The sequence below is a fragment of the Pseudoalteromonas sp. APC 3495 genome (assembly GCF_030407645.1).
Lineage (GTDB): Bacteria > Pseudomonadota > Gammaproteobacteria > Enterobacterales > Alteromonadaceae > Pseudoalteromonas > Pseudoalteromonas tetraodonis.
This window is the reverse complement of record NZ_JASDDA010000042.1, coordinates 1-23,580: the sequence shown is the minus strand read 5'-3', so window position 1 is coordinate 23,580 and position 23,580 is coordinate 1. Positions and strand designations below refer to the sequence as shown.

The window sequence follows — 23,580 nt, the reverse complement described above, 5'->3', positions numbered from 1 at the left end:
CGCTAAACACATGCTATTGTGGTTTTTTTAGCATTGCCCTTAAATTTGCAACCCGAGCTTGGCCTTTTTCCATGCGTTCAGCTTGAGTATTAGGCGCTTTTTTGTTTTCAAAGGCTAAGTCATCTTGTGGTAGCTCTTGCACAAACCGGCTGAGCTCCGTTTGCGATGTTTCACCAAATTGACGACGAATTTTAGCATACGTTAAGGTTAGCTCTTGCTGCGCGCGGGTAATACCTACATAGGCAAGGCGGCGCTCTTCATCTACATTATCCTCATCAATGCTTACTTGGTGTGGTAATAGCCCCTCTTCCATGCCTACCATAAATACATAAGGGTACTCGAGTCCCTTTGAAGCATGCAGCGTAAGTAATTGTACTGCATCTGCTTCATCTTCTTCCTCGTTACGCTCTAGCATATCGCGCAGGGTCAATTTACTAACCACTTCAGCTAACGTCATTGGCGGATTATCGGCATCGCCAGTCAGCATATCGGTGATCCAACGGTACAGCTCCGAGACATTTTTCATCCGCATTTCGGCGGCTTTGGCACTCGGTGATGATTCATATAAATAGGCTTCATAATTAATATTTCGCACTAAATCTTTGACCGCTTCTAAGGTATCGCTGCGTACTGCGTTATCCGACAGCTCAACCACCCAACGGGCAAACCCAGCTAACGCATTAAAACCACGTCCTTTTAGTCTGTATCCTAAGTCGTTATCAAAACAGGTGGCAAACAAGCTTTGATGTTTTTCATTGGCTAAGGTGCCTAGTTTTTCAAGCGTCACCGTGCCTATTTCACGCCGTGGCGTGTTCACGATTCTTAAAAAGGCATTGTCATCATCTTGGTTCACTAAAAGACGTAAGTAAGCCATGATATCTTTAATTTCAGAACGTGAAAAAAACGACATCCCGCCGCTAATTTTATAAGGTATACGGTTACTCATTAACGACTTTTCAAAACCACGCGCTTGGTGATTACCCCGGTACAAAATCGCGTAATCTTTATAGCTGGTGCGCTTCATAAACTTATGAGAAATAATCTCTGCAACCACACGCTCAGACTCATGCTCTTCATCGCGACAACCAATGACTTTAATTTGCTCACCATAGCCAAGTTCACTAAAGAGCTTTTTTTCAAACTCATGGGGGTTATTTGCAATTAATATATTAGCCGCTTTAAGAATGCGCCCTGCACTACGGTAATTTTGCTCTAGTTTTATTAATCTTAATCCTGGATAGTCTTTACTTAATAACACCAAATTTTGTGGGCGAGCACCACGCCAAGAGTAAATTGACTGATCGTCATCTCCTACCACAGTAAAGCGAGCACGTTCACCAACCAGCAATTTTACTAATTGGTATTGGCTGGTATTAGTATCTTGGTATTCATCCACCAGTAAATACCGAAAACGCTGCTGCCAACGCTCACGTGATGTGGCATTACTGCTTAAAAGCAGCGTGGGGATCATAATTAAATCATCAAAGTCGAGTGCATTATAAGCGCGAAGCTGATTTTGATAACGCGCATATAACTGAGCAAACAAGGCTTTTTGTGGCTCTCTGGCTTCGCGAATAGCTTGCTCTGGTAAAATGAGTTCATTCTTCCAGCTACCAATTTGCATTTTAAGTAGATTAAGTAAGTCTTTGTCTTTTTTAAGCTCATCTTCGGTTAAATCACCGAGTAGTTGATTCGTATCTTGGTCGTCAAACAGCGAAAAACCAGGCTTAAAACCCAGTGTTTTTAACTCTTTTTTGATGATTTCAAGCCCGAGTGTATGAAATGTAGAGACCCATAAACCTTTAGACTCTTGCTTTCCTAAGGTTTGCAAAACCCGCTCGCGCATTTCTTTAGCCGCTTTATTGGTAAAGGTAACCGCCGCAATATTACGCGCTTGATACTCACACTTCTGTACTAAGTAAGCAATTTTGTTGGTGATAACTCGTGTTTTACCCGAGCCTGCGCCAGCTAATACTAAGCAAGGACCACTAATGTACTTTACCGCTTCATCTTGTTTAGGATTGAGTTTCATAACGACCAGCTGATTGCAAAAAGACGGGCAATTTTAACGTAATCACTACAATACGCCTAGCCAATAAGGTAATATTAGTTATTATCATTTTAGGCAACAGGCAAGGGACGACTATGATTAACCCAGCAAAACTTGAAGAAATTGCGAAACAGATCACTAATAACATGCCACAAGGTGTAAAAAACCTGGCTGATACACTTGAAGGTAAAACCAAGCAAGTGTTACAAAATAAGCTTGCCGAAATGGACTTTGTAAGCCGTGAAGAGTTTGATATTCAAAGCCAAGTGCTGATCCGCACCCGTGAAAAGCTAACTGAATTAGAAGCAAAAGTAGCGATACTTGAACAGCAATTATCGGCAAAAACAGACGCAGAATAATAAATATAACGCCATAGACGAACCTGCTTTATGGCGCTAATCACTCAGTTATTCAAATAGCTCGTCGAGCACATAGTAACCCGTTGCTTGTTGCTGCTCTATGCTCACCCTTAGCAATTTATTAGCTACTTGCTCACCGGTTATTGGTCTATACCGTTTGAAGATGCCAAAACGCGTTAACAGTGGCAGTACTACCTCACCTAACTTTTCTGCAATTCTAAGCTCTGATCGCTCGCCGACTAACAAAGACGGTTGCAATATACTCAAGCGCGAAAAACCAAGCTGCTTTACCTGCTGCTCAAGTTCCCCTTTGATTTTTAGGTAACGGCTCATGCTATGCGCATTTGCGCCACTTGATGACAACAAACAATAATGAGGAACACCGTTATTGGCCGCCATTTGCGCACAAATAAATTGGTATTCAAAATCAACTTTACGCTGTCCTGCTTCGCTTCCAGCTTGCTTTAACGTGGTGCCTAAGCAGGAAAAAAACACGTCACCTTTGAATAACTCAACGTAATGTGTCAGGTTCTCAAAATCAATAACATGGCTAGTTAATTTAGGATGAGAAAAGTCTAATTGGCGGCGCGATAAGCTCACTACTTTCGTATAGCAAGGAGATGCTAACAGCTGTTGTAATAACTGGCTGCCCACTAAGCCGGTACTGCCGATTATTAACGCCGTTTTAGCCATATTAAGCGTGACTACCCGCTGACTTGTTCAGTACATGGTGTACTGCCTTTTTATAGCTAGTGCATTCTTCTTCAGCGCAGCTAACTACCGACTCTAAATCATGCAGGTGACCGTTTTCTAATCCATATACCCAGCCATGCACTGTGAGCTCTTGACCTCGTAACCAAGCATCTTGAACAATGCTAGTGCGCGATACGTTACGCACTTGCTCAATCACATTAAGCTCAATTAAACGATCAAGACGCTGTTTTTCTGGTAGAGCATTAAGTTGCTCTAAATGCTTTTCTTTTACATCACCAACGTGGCGTAGCCAGTTATCAATAAAACCAAAGCGATCTTCGTTTAATACCGCTTGTACACCTCCACAACCGTAGTGGCCAACAACCATAATATGTTTAACTTTTAATACTTCGACCGCATACTGCATAACCGATAAGCAATTATGATCTGTGTGCACTACCACGTTGGCAACATTACGATGCACAAACAATTCACCCGGTAATAAATCAACAATTTGATTAGCAGGAACTCGTGAGTCAGAACAACCAATCCATAAATATTCTGGATTTTGTTGCATCGATAAAATTTTAAAAAATTCGGGATTAGCTTCGCTCGTTCTAGATGCCCAGCGTTTATTATTTTCTAGTAGGTTATTTAAATTTCTCATTACATCTCTTTTAGGTCGAGGGCGTTAAACTGGCTAAAATTAAAATATTACGGGGTGTTAATTGCTTCTCACAAAATGTACTAACACTGACGTTATAGCCTTGCTGTTGCAAATATAAAGCACGATCGAGCACAAGCCAAACTTCTATTGCTCTTCTAAACACATGTCGAACCAGTTCAACTCGCTCGGTTATCTTTTTTCGCGCCTGCCCAATCAATAAAAATTTATTGTAATCAATATCTTTTGGCAGTTTTAAGGCTTTTTTATCTGCCGCCCACTTACAAAATGATTCAAACGAATCTGAAAATATTGCTTTATTCACTGAGGGCACACTAACATACGCCGACTCACCGGTGAGTGACTTTCTTAAAGCATCAAACCCGAGTCGCCACTCAACTTCTGTTTTTCGTACTTTGCCCACTCGCGATGGAGCCGTGACGGTTTCTTGCAAGGCGAGTTTTAAATCTCGATGAGTTAAATTAAGCGCACTTCGCTTCGCCTGTTCGCTCATTGCTTGATAATTATTCTCGGTAAACAAGTGATAGCAACAAGGTGAAAAACTAATTTGTGTTACTTTGGCCGCACTGGCTTGATGCATAAAAGTTTGATGTAACGCACCGCAGGCATGTAAAGCAACGGCATGGGTTTGTGGGTTAAAAAAATCCTGAGTGTTATCTGTGAGTACATCAGCTTGGCTAAATTGCATAGCAAGCCCCTGTTGCTGCGCACTTTTTTGTCCTTGCTCACATAAGTGAGATTGTAGCTCAATACTGTGCACGCTCGGCGCACCATTAAAAGCTAACATTCGTCCTAAATGGCCTTTGCCTGCACACCACTCTAAAATAGGCTGATCATTGGCAGGTAGCGCACCAACAAAGTCTTGTAGCTGTGTAAACTTTCGTCCTTTAATACCGTTACTAATCCAAAACGGATAATCCGTTCGACTGCTTGTTATGACAGGGAGTGAAGCTAATTGGCTTAATTGCTCAATACCGGGTATGTAAGGTGAAAAAAACTGATAAAGTTGCGCTTGATCAGTATCTAACTCAGCAACGTCCTGATCAGTTAAAGCAGTTAGGGGGTCGTGTAATTCAGGCCACGGTAAACAGTCAAAATCAAACGCAGTACATTGCCAATACGAGCGCGTATTCATCAGTAACGAATCGAGGGCAGTAAATTGCTCAGTTAAGGTCATAACAGCTTAAAATATTAAAAAGGCAATAAATTATACCAGTACACTCGCGCCTAATTAAGCGGTTATTTTTTTAACCTCGCAGAGCAAGGGGATTACTTAACTTTCCCACCTTTTCTATTGGTTAAATTAGCCATTAGCGTGCTTTGAACATTAACCGTAAATAAAGGGGAATAGAAATAATACTAATAATAATGGCCGCAATCAGCATCCAAGAAAGCTGCAACGTTTCTTGTTTTTTATATTTATAAATAAAATCGGCTTTTACTTCGTCAAACTTTGTTTGGTCAATCTCATATAAATCAGCAATTAAACGCCATTTGGCCATCGACATATTACCCACATTGGTGCTTGGCGGCGCAATATAGTCTTTTAGCACTTCGGCCTCATAAGCTAATTGATGAAAACTACGTTCAGGGGCATAAAACTGCTGAGTAATGGCGATGGCTTCATCCATATTCATTACCGCATAACGCCACCCTTTTAAACTCGCTTGGTAAAACTTTTCTACCGTATCGGGGTGGTACTTAATCATGTTATCACTGGTAAATAAAATATCTGCGTATACGTCCATACCATAACGTTGTGGACATATAAGTCGATGAGCAATACCTTGCTGATCCATATAATAAGGTAAGTCGGTAACATAGACTTCGATGGCATCTATTTTATTTTCCATCCATGCTTTTTGTAATTTATCGCCTTTGTATATAGCCAACTTTTCGGTATTTATACCGCTGCGCTTGAGCATAGTTAACAACTCAGAATTGCTCTCTTTACTCACTTCACTTACACGTTTATTGACAAAATCACGGGCATGAAAAATATCAGAACTTTCTTTGACCATCCAGCAATAAGGAGAAAACTGTAATATGGCAGCCATGGCGACAAAGGGTTTACCTGCAATACGCTGCTGTAAAATACCAGAATGCGCAACCCCAAACTGGGCTTCACCACGCTCTACCGCGCCAAAACTATTGGGTCGTTTTTGATCTGCAGGCACAATAGTAACGTCTAAACCGGCCTCATCATAATACCCTTTTTGCTGAGCCATATAATAGCCCGCAAATTGAAATTGATGTGTCCACTTTAATTGTAGTATGACTGATTCCTGCGCCATTAACTGGCTACAAAAAAGGCAGGCGCTAATTATCATTCCTTTAAGTAACAAAGAGAGTTTCCAAAAAACGTAGTGATTAACGTAACTATATGTAAAGCAGCTGATAAAGCAAGCATCCACAGAAGATGCCTGCTTAAAATAGGATTATGCTAAGGCGAGCTTTTCAAGCTTTTCTGCTTGAGGTTGTGTGGTTAAAAACTGGGTGAAACACGGGTTATGGGTTTCGTCTTGAACACTGTAACCTAGGCGGTTTAAGTGCTCATTAAACATCTCATATTGACTTGGCTCAATAGCAAAACCTGCCAATACATTACCCGTTGAACCGCCATGATTACGGTAGTGAAATAAAGTGATATTCCAATTACTACCCAGTGTATCTAAAAAGCGCGCTAATGCACCTGGGTACTCTGGAAACTCAAACCGCAGTAAGCGTTCATGTAGCTGCTCTGGCGCTTTACCACCAACCATATACCGTACATGAAGTTTTGCTAATTCGTTATCTGACAAGTCGCAAAACGAATAGCCATTATCGGTTAGGCTTTGTTTAAGCTCCTCAAGTTCTGCTAATCCTTGGCGCAGTGCAATACCAACAAAAATTTGCGCCTCGCCAGGCCCCGCATATCGGTAGTTAAATTCGGTAATAGCGCGCCCACCTAAAGATGCACAAAACTGTTTAAAGCTACCGCGTTTTTCATCAATTGTTACCGCTAATAATGCTTCGTTCTTCTCACCCAATGCAGTACGTTCAGCTACATAGCGTAAGCGATCAAAATTTAAATTAGCACCAGACAAAATAGCCGCTAAGTTTAACCCCTTTAAACCCGACTGCTGAGACCATTTTTTAAGCCCTGCAGTTGCAAGTGCGCCTGAAGGTTCGGCAATAGCACGGGTTGATACAAAAATATCTTGCATGGCAGCACATATTTCATCATCTGACACGGTCACCACTTCATCGCAAAACTTTTGCGCCAGTCTAAATGTTTCGCTACCAATTATTTTTACGGCAACACCATCGGCAAAGCTTCCTACTCTTTCTAGCTCTACAGGCTCTCCCGCTTCCATGGCAGCTTTTAAACAAGCGCTTTCATTAGCCTCGACCCCAATCACTTTGATATCTGGGCGCAGCGATTTAATGTATACCGCCATACCCGCCAGCAATCCGCCGCCGCCAACAGGAATAAATACCACGTCTAAGTCGTTCAGCTGTTGCATTAGTTCACGGGCAACTGTGCCTTGACCAACAATGACATCGGGGTCATCAAATGGAGGGACAAATACGCCGTTTCGCTGCTCAGTTAATTCAAGCGCATACGCCTTTGCGGCATCAAATTGATGACCATGTAACACGACTTCCCCACCCAATGCCCTTACCGCATTAACCTTAATTTCAGGCGTCGTTACGGGCATAACAATGGTGGCTTTATGCCCTAGGTGTGAAGCACTCAGCGCCACCCCTTGAGCATGATTGCCTGCCGATGCGGTGATCACGACCGAGCCCTTTGGCAGCTTATTTAATTTATTAAAAGCACCGCGTAATTTAAACGAGTACACCGGTTGCTGATCTTCACGCTTTAACCAAACATGATTACCTAATCGTGCACTCAATTCGGCCATTTCACTCACCTCAGTCACCTTAGCTAAAGGCTCCATATTGGCTTGGATAATAGCGCGAAAATAATCGAGTTCTTGAGAAACCATACCTAACTAAGCTCCTCCAGTTTGGCTAAATCACGCACCGCACCTTTATCGGCACTGGTTGCAAGTAGCGCATACGCTTTAAGCGCAGATGACACATAACGATCGCGGTTAAGCGGCTTATAAGCTTGTTTACCACGAGCCAATTGTTTTTGCCTGCGAGCTTCGAGTTTCTCATCGCTTAATGCTAAAGTGATTTCTCGAGTAGCGATATCGATGATAATTTTATCGCCATTTTCAACATAAGCTATCGCGCCACCGCTGGCTGCCTCGGGAGACACATGGCCAATTGATAAACCTGACGTACCACCCGAGAAGCGACCATCGGTGATCAAGGCACATTTTTCAGCCAAGCCTTTTGATTTTAAGTAGCTGGTTGGGTATAGCATTTCTTGCATGCCTGGGCCGCCTTTAGGGCCTTCGTAACGAATTACAACTACATCGCCGGCTTTTACTTCACCATTTAAAATCCCTTCTACAGAGTCATCTTGAGACTCATAAACAACAGCAGTGCCTTCAAAGTGCAGCATTTCATCGACAACGCCGGCACTTTTAACAATACAGCCATCAACCGCTAAATTACCTGAAAGTACCGCGAGGCCGCCATCTTGACGAAATGCATGTTCAACACTGCGAATACAACCATGTTCACGGTCATTATCCCCTTCGTCCCAACGGCAATCTTGGCTCATGGCTTTAGTAGTACGAATACCAGCGGGACCCGCGCGGTAAAACTTTCGCGCCACTTCGTTATTAGGATCCGTTGCATCCCATTTTTTTACCAGCTCACCCATGGTCATGCCGGCAACATGATTAACCGATAAATCAACCAAGCCGGCTTTACCAAGCTCGCGTACTATGGCCATCATGCCACCAGCGCGGTGTACGTCTTCAATATGGTATTGCGCGGTAGCTGGGGCAACTTTACATAAAAACGGGGTTTTACGTGAAAGTTCATCAATGTGTGACATATCAAAATCAACGCCAGCTTCTTGTGCCGCTGCGAGTAAATGTAGTACCGTATTTGATGAGCCGCCCATGGCAATATCAACCACCATAGAGTTCATAAATGCGGTTTTATTAGCGATGGCACGAGGCAGTACGTCTTGGTTATCTTTTTGGTAATATTCGCGGCATAAATCAACGATGCGAGCACCTGCTTCAACATACAATTGTTTACGGTCTTTGTGGGTCGCAAGCGTGGTACCGTTACCCGGCAGCGCAAGGCCTATTGCTTCTAATAAACAGTTCATTGAGTTGGCAGTAAACATCCCTGAACACGACCCACAGGTAGGGCATGCAGAGCGTTCAACTTGCTCTGAGTCTGCATCACTTACCGATTCATCGGCACCTTTAACCATGGCATCTACTAAATCGAGTTTAATATCGATATTGGCTAATTTAGTTTTACCCGCTTCCATAGGGCCACCCGATACAAAAATAACCGGTATATTTAAACGCAGTGCCGCTAACATCATCCCAGGGGTGATTTTGTCGCAGTTTGAGATGCAAATCATCGCATCAGCACAATGGCCATTGACCATGTACTCTACTGAGTCGGCTATTAAATCGCGCGATGGCAGTGAATAAAGCATACCGCCGTGCCCCATGGCAATACCGTCATCTATGGCGATGGTATTAAATTCTTTTGGAACACCGCCCGCTTGGGTGATGGTTTCAGCCATAAGTTCACTGAGCTGATTAAGATGCACATGCCCCGGCACAAATTGTGTAAATGAGTTAACCACAGCAATAATGGGTTTACCAAAGTCGGTGTCGGTCATGCCTGTTGCACGCCATAATGCTCTTGCGCCTGCGCGTTTACGTCCTTCAGTAGTCGTTGCACTTCTTAATTTAGCCATAGTTACCTCAGTATTTGCCGCAAAAAATGCGGGCATTCCTCATTCTAAAAATTGATGAGTAACCACGTGAGCAGTTACTCGTAAAATCTGTTAAATTTTTTGTTATACAGCTTGTTGCTGTAAGCTTTGCAGCGTGACATGTTTCACATCAACCAATTTATTTAGTTGACTGGTAAGCAAATAAATTGGTTTATCACTATCAACCGTCATGGCCATATTATATTGGCCATCGTCCATATTGAGCTGCAAGTGAGTTAAATCAAAACCACGATGACGCACGACACGTAAAAAGCGCTCGATTGCGACACTTTGGCTTTTTAAAGCAATAGTTAAACTGTGTTTCATTGTGCTTTCTCCGTCATCATTTCATCGTTAGCAGCCCCAGGTGGAACAAGTGGCCATACGTTTTCTTTATCATCAATACAAGCATGAACAATGTAAGGTCCATCGCTATTTAATAAGGCTGTAATTGCATCATCCACTTGATTGGCATGGGTAATCGTTTGCCCCGCAATACCAAAAACAGCCGCTAGCTGTACAAAGTCAGGGTTATCTGACAAGTTGGTTTCGCTATAGCGCCCTTCAAAAAATAACTCCTGCCATTGGCGAACCATGCCTAAACGCTGGTTATCAAGTATCAGTATTTTTACTGGTAAATTATTACGACGAATAGTGGCAAGCTCTTGGATATTCATCATGATTGAACCATCACCTGATACGGTGATCACAAAGTCATCTTTTCTCGCTATTTGTGCGCCGATTGCCGCAGGTAAACCAAATCCCATGGTGCCTGCACCGCCACTGCTTAAGTGGTTGCATGGATGGTTAAATTTCATATGCTGCGCAACCCACATTTGGTGCTGACCCACATCGCAGCAAACAACACTGGTGCTTGGCATACGCTGGCTTAGTTGATTAAGTAAATAAGGGGCAAATACTTTTTCACCAGGATAGTCGTAGCGCCATGCATGCTTAACCATCATTTGTTTATTATGATCGCACCACGCTTTTGGCGTAACGACGCACTCAAGGGCGGGAAGTGAGGTTTTTAAATCAGCAATTAAAGAAGCCTTTGCGGGTTTACGTTTACCGACCTCGGCTGCATCTATGTCTAAATGAATCACGTTTGCTTTTGCAGCAAACTTAGCTAAGTTGCCTGTTACACGATCATCAAAGCGAGCGCCAATACACACTAATACATCACATTCTTGCACCGCTAAATTAGCGGCTTGACCACCATGCATACCTAGCATGCCTAAATCATATTCGTAATCAGGTAATACACTGCCCAATGCTTTAAGGGTTGAAACCGCAGGCATTTGCGTTTTATTTAAAAATTGCATTAATTCATTTTGCGCATCAGCGGCATGAACGCCCCCACCAACATACGCTACGGGTTGCTTGGCTTCACTGAGTAATTGATTGGCGATAGCAACTTGGTTTAAATTAAGTTGCGGTAAGTATTCATCTGCCGCTAACCAAGGTTTAAAAGGCACCTGCGCCATTTGAATGTCTTTGGGGATATCAACTAAAACGGGGCCTGGACGGCCGCTTTGTGCTAAATGCATCGCTTCTTGTAATATTTCGGCTAAATCTTCTGCTCGCTCAACCATGTAACTGTGTTTAGTACACGAAAGCGACATGCCAAGCACGTCAATTTCCTGAAAAGCATCAGAGCCAATAGCGGCGGTTGGTACTTGCCCTGTAATAGCGAGTAAAGGCACTGAGTCCATCATGGCATCTGCCAATGCGGTAATTAAATTAGTAGCTCCAGGGCCTGATGTTGCCAAGCACACACCTAAACGTCCAGTACTGCGTGCATAGCCCACGGCGGCAAACCCTGCACCTTGCTCATGGCGAGTAAGATAATGTTTTACAGGCGCACCATACAAGGCATCGTAAATGGGCATAATAGCACCACCTGGGTAGCCAAATACTTCATCTACGCCGTGTTTGGCGAGTAAATCTATTGTTAGTTCTGCGCCTGTCATTAGTAAATCCTCATTCCTGTGTGACAACCCATTAAAAGTTTAACTCTAAAACTAAAAAGCCCCCCGGACGGTTAAGTGCGGAGGGCTTTTCAATGCTTAGTTTTTTAAAGCACTACGAAGCCCTCGCGGGAATAATCACCACGATAATAATCAGGACTAGGTTAAGTGCATTTTTAAGCATAAAATTCAGTACCATTTAAGATTTAGTCATTGCGAACATCTTGTTTCGCTGTCTTTTTATATTAGTACCGCGCTCAGGGCGGTAAGTCAACACCAAATTCAATTCAAAATAATTATAAAAACACGCTTACTCAGGTTTTAAAATTCAATTAAACCAGGTTAAATAGATTTTTTATCCCGTCATTTCAACTCAGGAAATTCACTATTCTTATAACACTGAATTCTGGTTTGATTAATTTTTAGTAAGCCACCTCATTTTTATCTAACAAAATTAAAATAAATCGATTTCTTAAGAGTTTCTTAAGTCTGGCAGCCTAGCATAACAACGTTCACGAAAAAGAGGCGTGTTATGAACCCAACTTTCAAACTCAGTAAGCAACCGCAAGAAAATACTAAAAAACGCTTTTATTTTAATTGCAGTGCTAATGCATTCATTATTTTTATGGCTTGTTATTACGGCTTAGTTATTAATATTCCATTTATGCATGGTGCGTTTAGCGCTATTACCTCGTTGCACACATTTTCATGGCTATTTTTGTTTTCTGTGCCGTTACTACTGATTTGTTTGCTAATCATATTCTTTTCAGTGGTTTCTATTCGGGGAATACTAAAACCCATTAACTACTTGCTGCTAGTGCTCTCGAGTGCGGCGTTATATGGCTCATTGAACTATGGTGTGGTGTTTGATTATTCCATGATACAAAACACCGTCGAAACTGACTCTAGTGAAGCGTTAAGCTATTTAAACCTGCAACTTGTTGGCTTTTTACTGCTTTTTGCCGCATTACCTGTCTTTATTTTGAGTAGAATAAAAATAAACTGCGATCGTCCATACAAAGAAGTTATTAGCCGTCTTAAACTGCTTTTAGCAAGCTTTGCACTGATTGCATTAGTGGTCGTTAACTTTTACGCCGATTACGCGGCAACGGGTCGTAATAACCGTATTCTTAAAAAAGAAATTATTCCATTTCAATATCTCTCTAGTGGCTACAAATACGCCCGTGACCAGTTACTTTATAGCGATATTGAATTTAAAAATATTGATACCACGCCAACTTTAGCATCGCCAAGCACAACACGAGTTACTGTCATCGTGGTAGGTGAAACCGCTCGAGCTGAAAATTTTTCCTACCAAGGCTATGAGCGTAATACCAACCAATACACGCAAAAACATAATGTCACTTATTTCGATAACGTATCGTCGTGTGGCACGGCCACAGCAGTGTCAGTACCATGTATGTTTTCACTGCAAACTCATGCCAATTTTTCTCGTTTAGACAGTGATAACCAGCAAAACGTAATTGATTTGATACAACAAGCAGGCACAGATGTCTTGTGGGTTGATAATAACAGTGGCTGTAAAAACGTCTGCACGCGCGTACCTACCATTAATATTGATACCAAAGCATCTGAACTATGTGATGGTAAATACTGTTTTGATGAAGCGTTACTAGCCCCTTTAAAGCACAAGCTTGCCAATTTGAGTCAGGCTAATACGGTTATAGTGCTGCATATGATGGGTTCACATGGCCCTACTTACTTTAAGCGCTACCCTGAAAAATTTAAACAATTTAGTCCAACCTGCGACCGCAGCGATATTCAAAACTGTAGCGCTGAAGAACTGGTTAACACCTACGATAATACAATTGCTTATAGTGATTTTATCAACGCTCAAGTTATTGAACAGTTAAAGGCACTGCCAGCTAATATTGATAAGCAATTACTGTATGTGTCAGACCATGGCGAGTCGCTCGGTGAAAATGGCGCATACTTACATGGCTTTCCCTATGCATTTGCACCAACAGCTCAAACCCATGTGCCTCTTTACATCTGGGCTGATAAGCATAATCAGCGCATTACAGCCAAGTGTCTAAACAACTTAAATAGCACTTTAGCGCAATCACACGATGCTATTTTTCATACCCTTTTAAGCTTAACCGGTGTTGCGAGTAAAACCTACCAAACCTCTGAAGATTTACTCGCGTCATGTCAAACGATTAACCATAGCGAAACTAAAATATGAATAATAAAACCGTTATAAAACGCCAAGGCCTAATGCGCCTAATTTTTACCTTAAGCCATACATTTAACGGCCTAAAATGGATGAGCCGATTTGAGGCTGCTTTTCAGCAAGAGTTGGTTTTATTTAGTTTGCTAGGCGTATTTGCCTGCTTGCAAGAAATTACTTTAAGTAGCAAATTAATCTTGATTGCCAGCTTATTGTTTGTGTTATTTGCTGAGTTGGTCAATACCGCAGTCGAAGTGGTGGTTGATCGCATCGGTAGCGAATATCATGAACTATCAGGCCTAGCTAAAGATATTGCATCCGCCAGTGTCTTTATCGCCATGCTTATTGCTATTTTAGTTTGGTGGTCTGTGCTATGGACTTAATCAGTAGCACTAAAAAAGTACTGGGGCCATTGTGGGTTTTAGCGGTATTTTTTTTCGCACTCCTATGCTTGCTAACTTTTGCGCGATTAGGTTTAAGTTTGTGGCAAAGTGGCCGTGTATTTACCGAAGGCGCCTGGCACTTTGTTTTTGTAGGCGGTTTACGTGTTGATATAGCAACATTATGCTACATCATAACCCCCGCTTTGTTACTAACACTTGCAGCACATGCTCTCAAATTAACTGCTTATATTCGAGGAGTCGTAAAGTGGTATTTAGTAATAATGGCTGCAATGTTAGTGTTTTTTGAGGTTATTACACCCACGTTTATTAACGAATACGACTTACGCCCTAATCGCCTATTTATTGAATACCTTATTTATCCTAAAGAAGTCTCTAAAATGATTTTTTCAGGTTACAAACTCGAAGTCCTCTTCGCTGTTTTAGCGCTCGTTTTCACCATTAAATTTGCTAACAAAATTCTTACTCAGCAATGGCAAAACCGCTCGTCCCTAGGGGCAATAAAACTATCACTATTAGCTGTTATTATATGTAGCCTAACACTGTTAGGCGCTCGAAATTCATTAGGCCATCGTCCATTAAACCCCGCTATGGTGGCATTTTCGACCGACCACTTGCTGAATGACCTCACGCTTAATTCATCATATAGCGTAGCATTTGCGTTAAAACAGCTCTCCAATGAGCAATCAAGTCAGGCATATTATGGCAAGGTCCCTCAAGAGGAGTTACTCGCCACAGTACGCAGTACCATGCAAAATCCTCAAGCAATATTTAATAATCCAAATGCCCCTACCCGCACTTTTCATCAGGCAAGCTACCAAGGTAAAAAGAAAAACCTGGTTATTATTCTGCAAGAAAGCTTGGGCGCTCGTTATGTAGGTACCTTAGGTGGCTTACCCTTAACGCCTAATATAGATGCACTTTATCAACAGGGCTGGGGATTTGATAACTTATACGCTACCGGCACTCGCTCTGTACGCGGTATTGAAGCAGTTATAACCGGTTTTACACCGACTCCCTCACGCGCGGTTGTAAAACTCGATAAATCACAACGTGACTTTTTTACCTTGGCTAGTTTTTTAGCAAAGCAGGACTACCATACTCAGTTTATTTATGGTGGAGAAAGTCACTTTGACAACATGCGTAGCTTCTTTTTGGGTAACGGCTTTAGTGATATTGTTGATAGTGAAAGCTTCGATAACATTAACTTTAATGGTTCATGGGGCGCATCTGACGAAGATTTATTTACTCAAGCAGATAAAGAGCTGAATAAATTACAACAACAGCAAAAGCCATTTTTTAGTCTGATTTTTAGTAGTTCTAATCATAGCCCTTATGAATTTCCGGACGGTAAAATAGCCCTGTTTGAGCAACCAAAGCAAAGCCGTAATAACGCAGCTAAATATGCAGATTATGCCCTAGGCACATTCATTGAAAAGGCGAAAAAGTCATCTTACTGGGACGATACTGTGTTTATAGTGATTGCTGATCACGACTCACGCGTGTCTGGTTCCAGCCTTGTACCTATTGATCACTTTAGAATTCCTGCGGTTATTTTTGGAAACGGTATTAAGCCCAAACGCGATCATCAATTAGCCAGTCAGCTGGATATTCCTACCACCTTACTGTCGCTTATTGGCGCCAGCGGTGAACACCCAATGATTGGTCACGATCTCACTCGCCCTGTGGCCAAAAATAAGCAGCGTGCAATGATGCAGTACGATAAAAACTTTGCTTACATGCAAAATGATAACGTTGTTATTTTGCAGCCAGATAAACCGGCAACCACCTATATTTATAAAAATAAGCAATTACACCCCAGACATAACGATAGCGCACTCATCAAGCAAGCTCGTGCGCTGGCTAATTATGGCAACATGGCATACAGCAATAATTGGTATCAATAACACCGAAAAATGCCTGATTGATTAATCAGGCATTTTTACGTTACCTATAAAGTAAACTAAGTTAGTATTTATAAAACGACTTAAACTTGGATAGGATTTTATGAACGTGTCATTACGTATTAGTCATTTATTTATGGTGTTATTACTTTTAGCCTTTAGCGTCAATGGCTATGCAGCACCGGCTCTATTCAAAATAGAAAAACAAGGCGCTAGCTCGTATTTATTTGGCACCGTGCATGTGGGTGATGCCAGCATGAAAGGGCTACCACAAAAAGTGACTCACGCACTGGATAACAGTAATCAAGTTGTTGTTGAAGTGGATATAAGTAAACTATCACCATTACAAATGCAACAACGTTCTATGCCGTTTATGCTGCTTACTAACGGGCGTACGCTACAGAGCGAGCTTTCAGAAAAAAATTATCAACTCCTCAAAGACTACTTTGCTAAAAAATCGATTGATATTGCCATGTTCAACAGTTTTAAACCTTGGGCTGTCATGTTGACCATGATGCAAATTGAGTTTCAAAACGCGGGCTATTCAGATAAAAACGGCATCGATAAGCAAATACTCGAGTACGCGCAAAAGCACAGTATTAACATTGCGGAGCTTGAAACCATAGAGCAACAACTACAGATGTTTAATGGCTTAGAGTCATTAAGCAATGCCATGATGGCAGAAACTTTTGAGCAACTAAGCGATATTAATACCTACTTTATCACCCTAGTGGATGCATGGAAAAAGGGCGATATGCAAACCCTAACCAGCTATTACCACACCAGTTTTGATGACAGCCAATACGGTCAACAAAGCGAGCAAGTGATGCTGATTGAGCGCAATAATAATTGGGTCACTCAACTCACGCCTAAACTTGAACAAGGCAAGGTGTTTATTGCGGTAGGTGCTCTGCACTTAGTTGAGCAGCATGGTTTAATTAAACAACTTCGCGACCAAGGGTTTAAGGTTACTCAGTTATAAACAAGCTTACATAAGCGTCTCACTATGAGCAGCATGTTGCCCATAGTGAGCCGGTTTAAAATCTTCCATTTTTAAGGTGTGTTCAATCCCTTTAATGGTATCTGCTGCATGATGGTTTACATAAATAACGGTACTCGTTTTTGCAGCACACACCTTTTCAATCAGCAGTAAAACGCGTTGACGATTTGCCTCATCAAGCCCTAAACATGGCTCATCTAAAATAAGCAAAGCAGGATGTTTAACCATTGCGCGCACAATCAGTAATAGTCGCTGATCGCCATACGATAGCTGGGTAAAAGCGCTATTTGTTTTGTCACTTAAACCAATTAGTGCCAACCACTCTTTAGCTAAACGCGTTTGTAACTCACTGGCTTGTTGATATAAACCAATGCTATCGAAAAACCCTGAAATAATAGTATTAAGCGCCGAAATACTCACTCGATACTGCAAATGTAGCGTATTTGAAATATAACCAATGTGCTGTTTTATATCCCAAATACTCTCCCCTGTGCCACGCTTAAAACCAAACACTTCAATCTCATTGTTATAGCATTGAGAGTTATCACCTGTAATTAAATTTAATAAACAGGTTTTACCTGAGCCATTTTTCCCGGTAAGTTGCCAGTGCTGATATTGGTTAATCGTCCAGTTTAAATTTTTAAAAATTGTTTGTTCGCTGTAACGCACATGAACATTAGTGAGCTTAACGAGTGGCGTGTTTGTCGCTGATTTAAAGCAGCGCTCAGGCGCATCGGGAATACTTAATGATGTATGCTCTAAATGAAGTAATTTGAATAAATCCGCTCGTTTTGCTGCACACGGTTTTGCCAAGCTATGTTGTAAACGACCATTATTCACATAAGCAAAGTGATCAACAAACGCTGGAATTTCGTCAACACGGTTTAGCACAAACACAAAGCAGGTTTGTGCGCTCAACTGCTGTAATAGGCGGTTTAGCTGCCCAACCGATTCAGAGTCTAAGCCATCAAATGGTTCATCAAGCACGACTAAATCACTGTTAGCAGATAGCGCTTTAATTAATAATAATTTACGCGTTTCGCCAGTAGATAAATCAGTAAAATCACGATTAAGTAAGGCATCAAAATTAAAAGCGGTGATTAACTGTTGGCATAAATCGCTATTTATTTGAGGCTCAGCAAAGAGCATGTCCGTTACTTTTTGTGGCTTTTCACTTTTACGATGCGTGTTAAGTAACTGCTTTTGTAGATCACTTGACACTAATTGTAGCTTGTTAAAGGTACTATGACGTTGCCCGCTTTGTTGTTTTGCTTCACCAATTAACGCTGCTGCGAGTGCTGATTTTCCAGCACCATTACCCCCGAGTAAGACCCAATGTTCACCCTGCTTTACTTGCCAAGTTAAATCGTCGATATAATACCGAACACTGTCATCGGTAGATAAATAACCACTAAATTGCTGTAGTAAAATTGAGCGCACGTTAGATCCCATAACAGAGCTAAAAACTCAAACTAACGTAATAAGGAATAATTAAGCAAGTGAGATTTAATCAACCTCAGGTAGAAAAGCATCGTTTAGCGCCGCGATTATGCTTTGCTGATCTATGGGTTTATGAATATGACCTATTGCTCCACAAGCTTTAGCGCGAGCAAGATCACTATCAGAGGTGTTTGCGGTAACCACAATAATCGGCAGTGTTTTATCGTTATCATGCAAGATTTTAGTGGCTTCAAACCCATCCATAATCGGCATATTTAAATCCATAAAGATGACGTCATAAGATTTTTTGGCGACCATTTCACACGCTATTTTGCCATTCTCAGCGCATTCAGCGTGTATGTTCAATGCGGTTAATAGCTTAGTGAGTACCAGCATATTAAGTGGGTTATCTTCAACGACTAAACAATGTAAGTTATCAGGAATTGACGATGACTTGCTTAAAGTAGTATCCATCTCTAATGGTAATGTTAAAAATACAGATGCCCCTTGCTGACGATTATTTTCAAAACGAATTTCACCCTTTAAGGCGTCAACAATATATTGTACACGGGTAAGGCCTGTTCTGAGTCCTTGAAAATGGTTACTTTGCTCAGTGCTGTCTAATTCTAATTGCTCGATAAGGTGATCAAAGCCACAGCCGGTGTCCTCGACGCTCAGCGATAGTTGGTTATTGTTGAGCGTAGCGTTGACTTTCACCTTTCCTTGCTCTGTAAACTTTAATGCATTACTAAGTAGCTCATTAACTATTTGTTGTAAGCGTGCATGATCTACAATCACCGCGCAGTCTAAGCTCGCTGCTAACTCTCTAATTAACTTTAACCCTTTTTCAGTACAACCATATTCATACACAACTAACACTTTATTTATGGTGGTTAGTAAGTTGTCAGAGGTCGGGTTTAACGACCAACGATTTAAACTCAGCGCTTGTAAATCTTGTAATTCATCTAACATCGCCAACAACCTCGCCGAGCAATACCGAGCTTGGCGTTGTATATCCTGCTGTGAAGTGGGAATTTTTAGCTCATCGATCGAGGTAATTAACCCCTGTAATGGGGTTCTAAATTCATGACTGGCTCGTGCAATAAAGTGCTCTTTGTTATTACTTACCTGCTCTGCAAATTCTTTTTGTTGTTGATACTTTTGTAAGGTCTGCAGAACTCGTTTTTCCATCGGCATAAACACAAATCTAAGTTCTAAAAACAATAATGCCAGAGTAAAAAACCAACAAAGCAGTTCAATACTAGAGATCCAATCAACCTTTTTTACCGCTTGTTGCTCAAATAAGCTCACCGCAGTGTCTAATTTTTTAAGTAATGCTTCAACTTCGCTCACGGAAAACGAAGCCAAATTAATAGGCTCCTTTTGAGAAACCAAATTTTTAGCTTGCGTTATAAAGGCCAACACTTCTGCATCTAAGTTGCTTGGGGGGGCATAATATAAATCAAATAAAGGTGTATTTAGATAAACTGCGTCACCTTGTTCATCTTTAGTGAGTAAATATTCATGGGCTTGTTCAAATAACTCAAGGGAGTGTTTTAACGATTGAAGATGTTGTGCGTGATTATCCGTTTGATTAATTAATGCATTGCTATGCCAAGCTATTTTTTGCGAAAGCATACGTTGCTTGCCAGCTATATTGATAATTTTTGCATCGTATTTTTGCACTGAAAAGAAGTATTGCATCAGTAATGCAGATACGCTGACCAATAAGGCAATAGCAACTAAAGCCCAACGGTAACGTTTGCGAATACTCTTAACAATGTTGAACATAAACTAGGTTACTTTTTTTGTTTTAACTGTAGCCTAAGCTTAGCAAACTAATTACTAAATTATTAAATATAAAAAACCCAGCTAGTTAAGCTGGGCTCTTGTAACCGTTTAGCGTGTACCTAACGATTTTCTAGTCGATTATAATCAAACATACCAAATTCAACACCTCGATACTGGCGGGCAACCTGATGTAAAATATCGCTGTATTGCCAAAATTGCGGGTGAGTTCGACGAATCGCAAACTCAGACTTTAAAGCGCGATAATCAGCTTCCACTTGCATTAGCGGTAACTGTTCGGCAAAGGCCGAAACCTGTTGGGCGTTATTTAAATACCAAATTGCAGAAGGGTAATCACCAATAAAGCCCGGAACAATTGTCACCGTATCTTCTTCATAGGCGCGCTGTCCATCTTCGTTTAGTAGACTCGAAATATTATAGTGCGCGTTATGGTGAATAATCGTATAGCCTGTGTGGCCATCCTGCTCTTTCACTAGCACATACGATAGCTGTGGCAGTAAGTTAACTGCTTTAGCAGGCATGGTATTAATCGCACTTAATGGTGCGGGTACTTTTTTATAGTCATAACGAGGACTTAAAACGGGCTCTAATGCCTCTTTAATTAAGCCATATAGCTCTGATTGCGGTTCATCTGTTTGATAGTTAATACCGCTGGGTTGACTAAACTCACGATTGTTTTCAAAAAAGGTCGACAAACTAGGTGGTGATTTTCGATACCAACTCTGTTTAATTGTCTCTCGCTGAGTTTCAGGTAACAAAGCTAAAAAGTTGTGCTCACCTTCTAAACGTAAAAAGTCCATGTATAAGCGCGTTATTAATTGATGGCCAATATTGCCATACACATCAAAGCCCGCAACTAACAAGTAATGAATACGCTCAAACAGCGCGTAATCAAGCACCCACATAGTTTTAGGTTGTTGGCCAATAAAGCCTTTAACTACAGTTGCACTATCAAAGTGTCGAAAAATAGTCAGTGCCGCATTTTGATTGTGCCCATCCCCTTTCCACAATAAGTCGGTGGTTAAATGCTCGCCGTTTTTGAACAGATTATTAGCAAGCTCTACCTTGGCTTTTAAGTAACGTTTTTCGCGAACCGAGTATTTGACCCAATTAGAAATCGGTAACGCATTACTTTCCTCTGCTGCGGGCAACTCTAATGCATCCTCATGTTGCACCAGCATTTTACCTACCGCCGGAGTCGCTACCTTTTTAGGATCAGCAAACGCCACCCAAAAATGATCATTAATCACATTGAGTGCTATTTGACCACGACAAACAGGGCCTTTAATAAAGCCCATAATAATTAGCTCAGCTTCATCGAGCATAAATTGATATTTTGCATCTATAGGCAGTGCTTCAAACGTTTTAAACGGGTTTGATGCAAGGGTAGGCTCATAGCTTGGTAAACTAGATACAGTGTAATTTGGCGCAATAAATTGCTGGTAAATACGTGCCAACTTTTCATCATTAAGTTTAAGCGGTAAATGCGTTTTTGATAAAATAGTAGAACGGTCGTGAAGCAGTCGATAATAAACACGCTCAACGTTTGGATTATCGTAAGGGCGACGAGAACTTATTAATTTAATGTCTTCACCAGGGGGAGTACTTGAGCGTACCAACTTAAAAAAGTTAGGTGATTGTGCATCACTAAAGTAGATGTGTGCTAAAAACCAATGCTCATAAATATAGCGCGCTGATAATTGGTACTTCAAACCATCTTGATTTAAAAATGCTTCCCAGTTTTTTACTTGCGCAAGCTCAGCAGCTGATGGCGGCTTGATGTGCGCCATTTTCCCGCCTTTTTTAATCCAGTTTTGTAAGTGCTGAAATTCAGCAGCAGTCACTCCAGGCAAGCCATAAGGCATACCCGCATGCGGTTGCTCATCCGCTAATTGGTCAAACTCACCCATCGTCGCACAACTTTGGTTGCGGCTAAGTGAAAAATCAAAACGTTCATCTAATACTTCATCTTCTGGCAAGGGTGAACTTTGCTTTAATACCAGCGTATTAAATAACACACTACCCGCTAAATTGGCTTCTTCAGTTTGTGCTCGCTCGTTTAATACCGGGCTAAATTCTTTATCACGCCATTGCTCAGTCGTGGTTGCATCAAATAATAATCGGCTCGGCGTTGAGGCTAACAACCGAGTACCATCGTAAACCAACTCTTTACTGAGGCCTCTGTCGATACCTTCAGGAGAAGAGAGTTTTAATTGGCAAGGCGCATCATAACAGCCATGACAAACCACGCAGCGGTTATCGAGTACAGGCTTTACTTGCTGTAAAAACTCAGCCCCAGCACCGCTATTATGAGCAACCATACGATCTTGTGTTTGCTCAGGACCGAATAATTCATTGTAATGTGCATTACCTAAGTAAGCACAACCACTTAAGATAATCAGTACAAAAGTACCTATAATATTTTTTTTCATTATTCAGTCTCATCACCTAAATCGAACGTAGGCATCATATCGATTTGTGGTGATACGAATGTTAGGTTTTCAACAGTAGTCACCACAGCGCTTAATAGAGGGCCCTGTGTTATGGTTAATTGAGCGTCATGCTCGCTTTGCGCTATGGTAGCAAAGCTTGAATTGATGATATTCAACTCATAGTCTGCAATGCTAATGCCTATACTACTGTCAGCACTGGGGTTCTGGCATAGTTGAGTAAGCAGCTCATCACTTAAGATAACTGAAATTTCCAAGTCAGGCTGCGCTAAGTCACGGGTACTTAGTGTTTCATCTAGAATAAATAAAGGAAGTGTTAAATTGCTATCTTGTTCAAGTTCCATTGGACTCTCTGCGCTACTGACTATTTAATTATTACCTATTATAACAACGTTCCAACTTAAATAACGATAAACAAGCCTTAAAATAGCCTCGTTAATTTTTAAGCAGCGGTATCAATGCTGCTTTAAACTTCGTGAAGACAACAACAGGAACGCCAAACTTCACTCATTAAAACCTGAAACCTGCAGCATTACAGTAATTGAGAACTCAACGATCGTTGCTACAAAGCACCAATGCATAAGGTAAGTGTAGAACCTTCATGCTTTACCCTCTAAGTGCGATAAAACTCAACCCAAGTGACAGTGTTAAATTTACACCGAGCTGCTTTACCTAAAATCTTATACCAATTCGCTTAATTAAGCGGTCTATTTTGAGGCAGGAAAAACGGGGTGATAGCTAGGCAAAAAATTCGCTATT

Annotated in this window: 18 protein-coding genes; 5 read left to right on the top strand and 13 right to left on the bottom strand. The window is 41.4% G+C overall.

The features are described from left to right. Nucleotides 1-13: 13 nt before the first annotated feature. Nucleotides 14-2,032 carry a DNA helicase Rep gene (gene rep, locus QL984_RS14815; protein WP_016899315.1) on the bottom strand — a complete coding sequence of 673 codons (2,019 nt, stop codon included), beginning with the start codon at nucleotides 2,030-2,032 and terminating at the stop codon, nucleotides 14-16. Between the two features lie 113 nt (nucleotides 2,033-2,145). On the opposite strand from rep, the gene QL984_RS14810 reads away from it, so the two are divergent. Next, the gene (locus tag QL984_RS14810) at nucleotides 2,146-2,409 is read left to right on the top strand and encodes an accessory factor UbiK family protein (protein ID WP_008112735.1); all 264 of its coding nucleotides are present in this window, start codon (nucleotides 2,146-2,148) and stop codon (nucleotides 2,407-2,409) included. Between the two features lie 48 nt (nucleotides 2,410-2,457). Here the strand turns inward: QL984_RS14810 and QL984_RS14805 are convergent, their stop codons facing one another. From QL984_RS14805 to ilvG, 8 genes are all read right to left on the bottom strand, one after another. Further along, nucleotides 2,458-3,102: an NAD(P)H-binding protein gene (locus QL984_RS14805; RefSeq protein ID WP_024602125.1), complete on the bottom strand. Its 645-nt coding sequence runs from the start codon at nucleotides 3,100-3,102 to the stop codon at nucleotides 2,458-2,460. 1 nt (nucleotide 3,103) lies between these two features. After that, nucleotides 3,104-3,769 (bottom strand): carbonate dehydratase, encoded by a 666-nt coding sequence (gene can, locus QL984_RS14800; protein ID WP_024602124.1) that lies wholly within the window; start codon nucleotides 3,767-3,769, stop codon nucleotides 3,104-3,106. Between the two features lie 10 nt (nucleotides 3,770-3,779). Next, nucleotides 3,780-4,964 carry a methyltransferase gene (locus QL984_RS14795; RefSeq protein WP_024602123.1) on the bottom strand — a complete coding sequence of 395 codons (1,185 nt, stop codon included), beginning with the start codon at nucleotides 4,962-4,964 and terminating at the stop codon, nucleotides 3,780-3,782. A gap of 133 nt (nucleotides 4,965-5,097) precedes the next feature. After that, complete coding sequence (locus QL984_RS14790; protein ID WP_290172907.1) at nucleotides 5,098-6,081, bottom strand: ABC transporter substrate-binding protein; 984 nt, start codon at nucleotides 6,079-6,081, stop codon at nucleotides 5,098-5,100. A 144-nt stretch (nucleotides 6,082-6,225) separates the two neighbouring features. Continuing rightward, nucleotides 6,226-7,779: a threonine ammonia-lyase, biosynthetic gene (gene ilvA, locus QL984_RS14785; protein ID WP_013463863.1), complete on the bottom strand. Its 1,554-nt coding sequence runs from the start codon at nucleotides 7,777-7,779 to the stop codon at nucleotides 6,226-6,228. Between the two features lie 2 nt (nucleotides 7,780-7,781). Next, complete coding sequence (gene ilvD / locus QL984_RS14780) at nucleotides 7,782-9,638, bottom strand: dihydroxy-acid dehydratase (protein ID WP_036955949.1); 1,857 nt, start codon at nucleotides 9,636-9,638, stop codon at nucleotides 7,782-7,784. Nucleotides 9,639-9,740: 102 nt separating this feature from the next. Then, the gene (gene ilvM, locus QL984_RS14775) at nucleotides 9,741-9,983 is read right to left on the bottom strand and encodes an acetolactate synthase 2 small subunit (RefSeq protein WP_028834467.1); all 243 of its coding nucleotides are present in this window, start codon (nucleotides 9,981-9,983) and stop codon (nucleotides 9,741-9,743) included. Continuing rightward, entirely contained in the window at nucleotides 9,980-11,629 is a 1,650-nt protein-coding gene (gene ilvG, locus QL984_RS14770) for an acetolactate synthase 2 catalytic subunit (RefSeq protein ID WP_024602119.1), read from the bottom strand. Before ilvG ends, ilvM begins: the two co-directional genes overlap by 4 nt. Nucleotides 11,630-12,158: 529 nt before the next feature. On the opposite strand from ilvG, the gene QL984_RS14765 reads away from it, so the two are divergent. The 4 genes from QL984_RS14765 to QL984_RS14750 all read left to right on the top strand — a co-directional run bounded on the left by QL984_RS14765 (nucleotide 12,159) and on the right by QL984_RS14750 (nucleotide 17,104). Further along, a complete protein-coding gene (locus tag QL984_RS14765) occupies nucleotides 12,159-13,832 on the top strand; it encodes a phosphoethanolamine--lipid A transferase (RefSeq protein WP_290172906.1) in 1,674 nt (557 codons plus the stop codon). Next, complete coding sequence (locus QL984_RS14760) at nucleotides 13,829-14,200, top strand: diacylglycerol kinase (RefSeq protein ID WP_008112748.1); 372 nt, start codon at nucleotides 13,829-13,831, stop codon at nucleotides 14,198-14,200. Before QL984_RS14765 ends, QL984_RS14760 begins: the two co-directional genes overlap by 4 nt. Then, nucleotides 14,191-16,125, top strand: a complete 1,935-nt coding sequence (locus tag QL984_RS14755; protein WP_033104318.1) for an LTA synthase family protein — start codon at nucleotides 14,191-14,193, stop codon at nucleotides 16,123-16,125. Before QL984_RS14760 ends, QL984_RS14755 begins: the two co-directional genes overlap by 10 nt. Before the next feature lie 100 nt (nucleotides 16,126-16,225). Next, nucleotides 16,226-17,104, top strand: a complete 879-nt coding sequence (locus QL984_RS14750) for a TraB/GumN family protein (protein ID WP_033104319.1) — start codon at nucleotides 16,226-16,228, stop codon at nucleotides 17,102-17,104. A gap of 6 nt (nucleotides 17,105-17,110) precedes the next feature. On the opposite strand, the gene modF is transcribed toward QL984_RS14750, so the two are convergent. The 4 genes from modF to QL984_RS14730 all read right to left on the bottom strand — a co-directional run bounded on the left by modF (nucleotide 17,111) and on the right by QL984_RS14730 (nucleotide 23,165). Next, a complete protein-coding gene (modF, locus tag QL984_RS14745; protein ID WP_064663447.1) occupies nucleotides 17,111-18,562 on the bottom strand; it encodes a molybdate ABC transporter ATP-binding protein ModF in 1,452 nt (483 codons plus the stop codon). 66 nt (nucleotides 18,563-18,628) lie between these two features. After that, nucleotides 18,629-20,353 (bottom strand): response regulator, encoded by a 1,725-nt coding sequence (locus QL984_RS14740; RefSeq protein ID WP_064663446.1) that lies wholly within the window; start codon nucleotides 20,351-20,353, stop codon nucleotides 18,629-18,631. A 119-nt stretch (nucleotides 20,354-20,472) separates the two neighbouring features. Next, entirely contained in the window at nucleotides 20,473-22,803 is a 2,331-nt protein-coding gene (locus QL984_RS14735; protein WP_290172905.1) for a fatty acid cis/trans isomerase, read from the bottom strand. After that, complete coding sequence (locus QL984_RS14730) at nucleotides 22,803-23,165, bottom strand: hypothetical protein (protein ID WP_033104323.1); 363 nt, start codon at nucleotides 23,163-23,165, stop codon at nucleotides 22,803-22,805. The genes QL984_RS14735 and QL984_RS14730 overlap by 1 nt, the downstream gene beginning before the upstream one ends. Between the last annotated feature and the right edge of the window lie 415 nt (nucleotides 23,166-23,580).

Excerpts from the sequence above, each read along its gene's own strand:
- rep (WP_016899315.1), bottom strand. The coding sequence starts at position 2,032 with ATGAAACTCAATCCTAAACAAGATGAAGCGGTAAAGTACATTAGTGGT.
- QL984_RS14810 (WP_008112735.1), top strand. The coding sequence starts at position 2,146 with ATGATTAACCCAGCAAAACTTGAAGAAATTGCGAAACAGATCACTAAT.
- QL984_RS14805 (WP_024602125.1), bottom strand. The coding sequence starts at position 3,102 with ATGGCTAAAACGGCGTTAATAATCGGCAGTACCGGCTTAGTGGGCAGC.
- can (WP_024602124.1), bottom strand. The coding sequence starts at position 3,769 with ATGAGAAATTTAAATAACCTACTAGAAAATAATAAACGCTGGGCATCT.
- QL984_RS14795 (WP_024602123.1), bottom strand. The coding sequence starts at position 4,964 with ATGACCTTAACTGAGCAATTTACTGCCCTCGATTCGTTACTGATGAAT.
- QL984_RS14790 (WP_290172907.1), bottom strand. The coding sequence starts at position 6,081 with ATGGCGCAGGAATCAGTCATACTACAATTAAAGTGGACACATCAATTT.
- ilvA (WP_013463863.1), bottom strand. The coding sequence starts at position 7,779 with ATGGTTTCTCAAGAACTCGATTATTTTCGCGCTATTATCCAAGCCAAT.
- ilvD (WP_036955949.1), bottom strand. The coding sequence starts at position 9,638 with ATGGCTAAATTAAGAAGTGCAACGACTACTGAAGGACGTAAACGCGCA.
- ilvM (WP_028834467.1), bottom strand. The coding sequence starts at position 9,983 with ATGAAACACAGTTTAACTATTGCTTTAAAAAGCCAAAGTGTCGCAATC.
- ilvG (WP_024602119.1), bottom strand. The coding sequence starts at position 11,629 with ATGACAGGCGCAGAACTAACAATAGATTTACTCGCCAAACACGGCGTA.
- QL984_RS14765 (WP_290172906.1), top strand. The coding sequence starts at position 12,159 with ATGAACCCAACTTTCAAACTCAGTAAGCAACCGCAAGAAAATACTAAA.
- QL984_RS14760 (WP_008112748.1), top strand. The coding sequence starts at position 13,829 with ATGAATAATAAAACCGTTATAAAACGCCAAGGCCTAATGCGCCTAATT.
- QL984_RS14755 (WP_033104318.1), top strand. The coding sequence starts at position 14,191 with ATGGACTTAATCAGTAGCACTAAAAAAGTACTGGGGCCATTGTGGGTT.
- QL984_RS14750 (WP_033104319.1), top strand. The coding sequence starts at position 16,226 with ATGAACGTGTCATTACGTATTAGTCATTTATTTATGGTGTTATTACTT.
- QL984_RS14740 (WP_064663446.1), bottom strand. The coding sequence starts at position 20,353 with ATGTTCAACATTGTTAAGAGTATTCGCAAACGTTACCGTTGGGCTTTA.
- QL984_RS14735 (WP_290172905.1), bottom strand. The coding sequence starts at position 22,803 with ATGAAAAAAAATATTATAGGTACTTTTGTACTGATTATCTTAAGTGGT.
- QL984_RS14730 (WP_033104323.1), bottom strand. The coding sequence starts at position 23,165 with ATGGAACTTGAACAAGATAGCAATTTAACACTTCCTTTATTTATTCTA.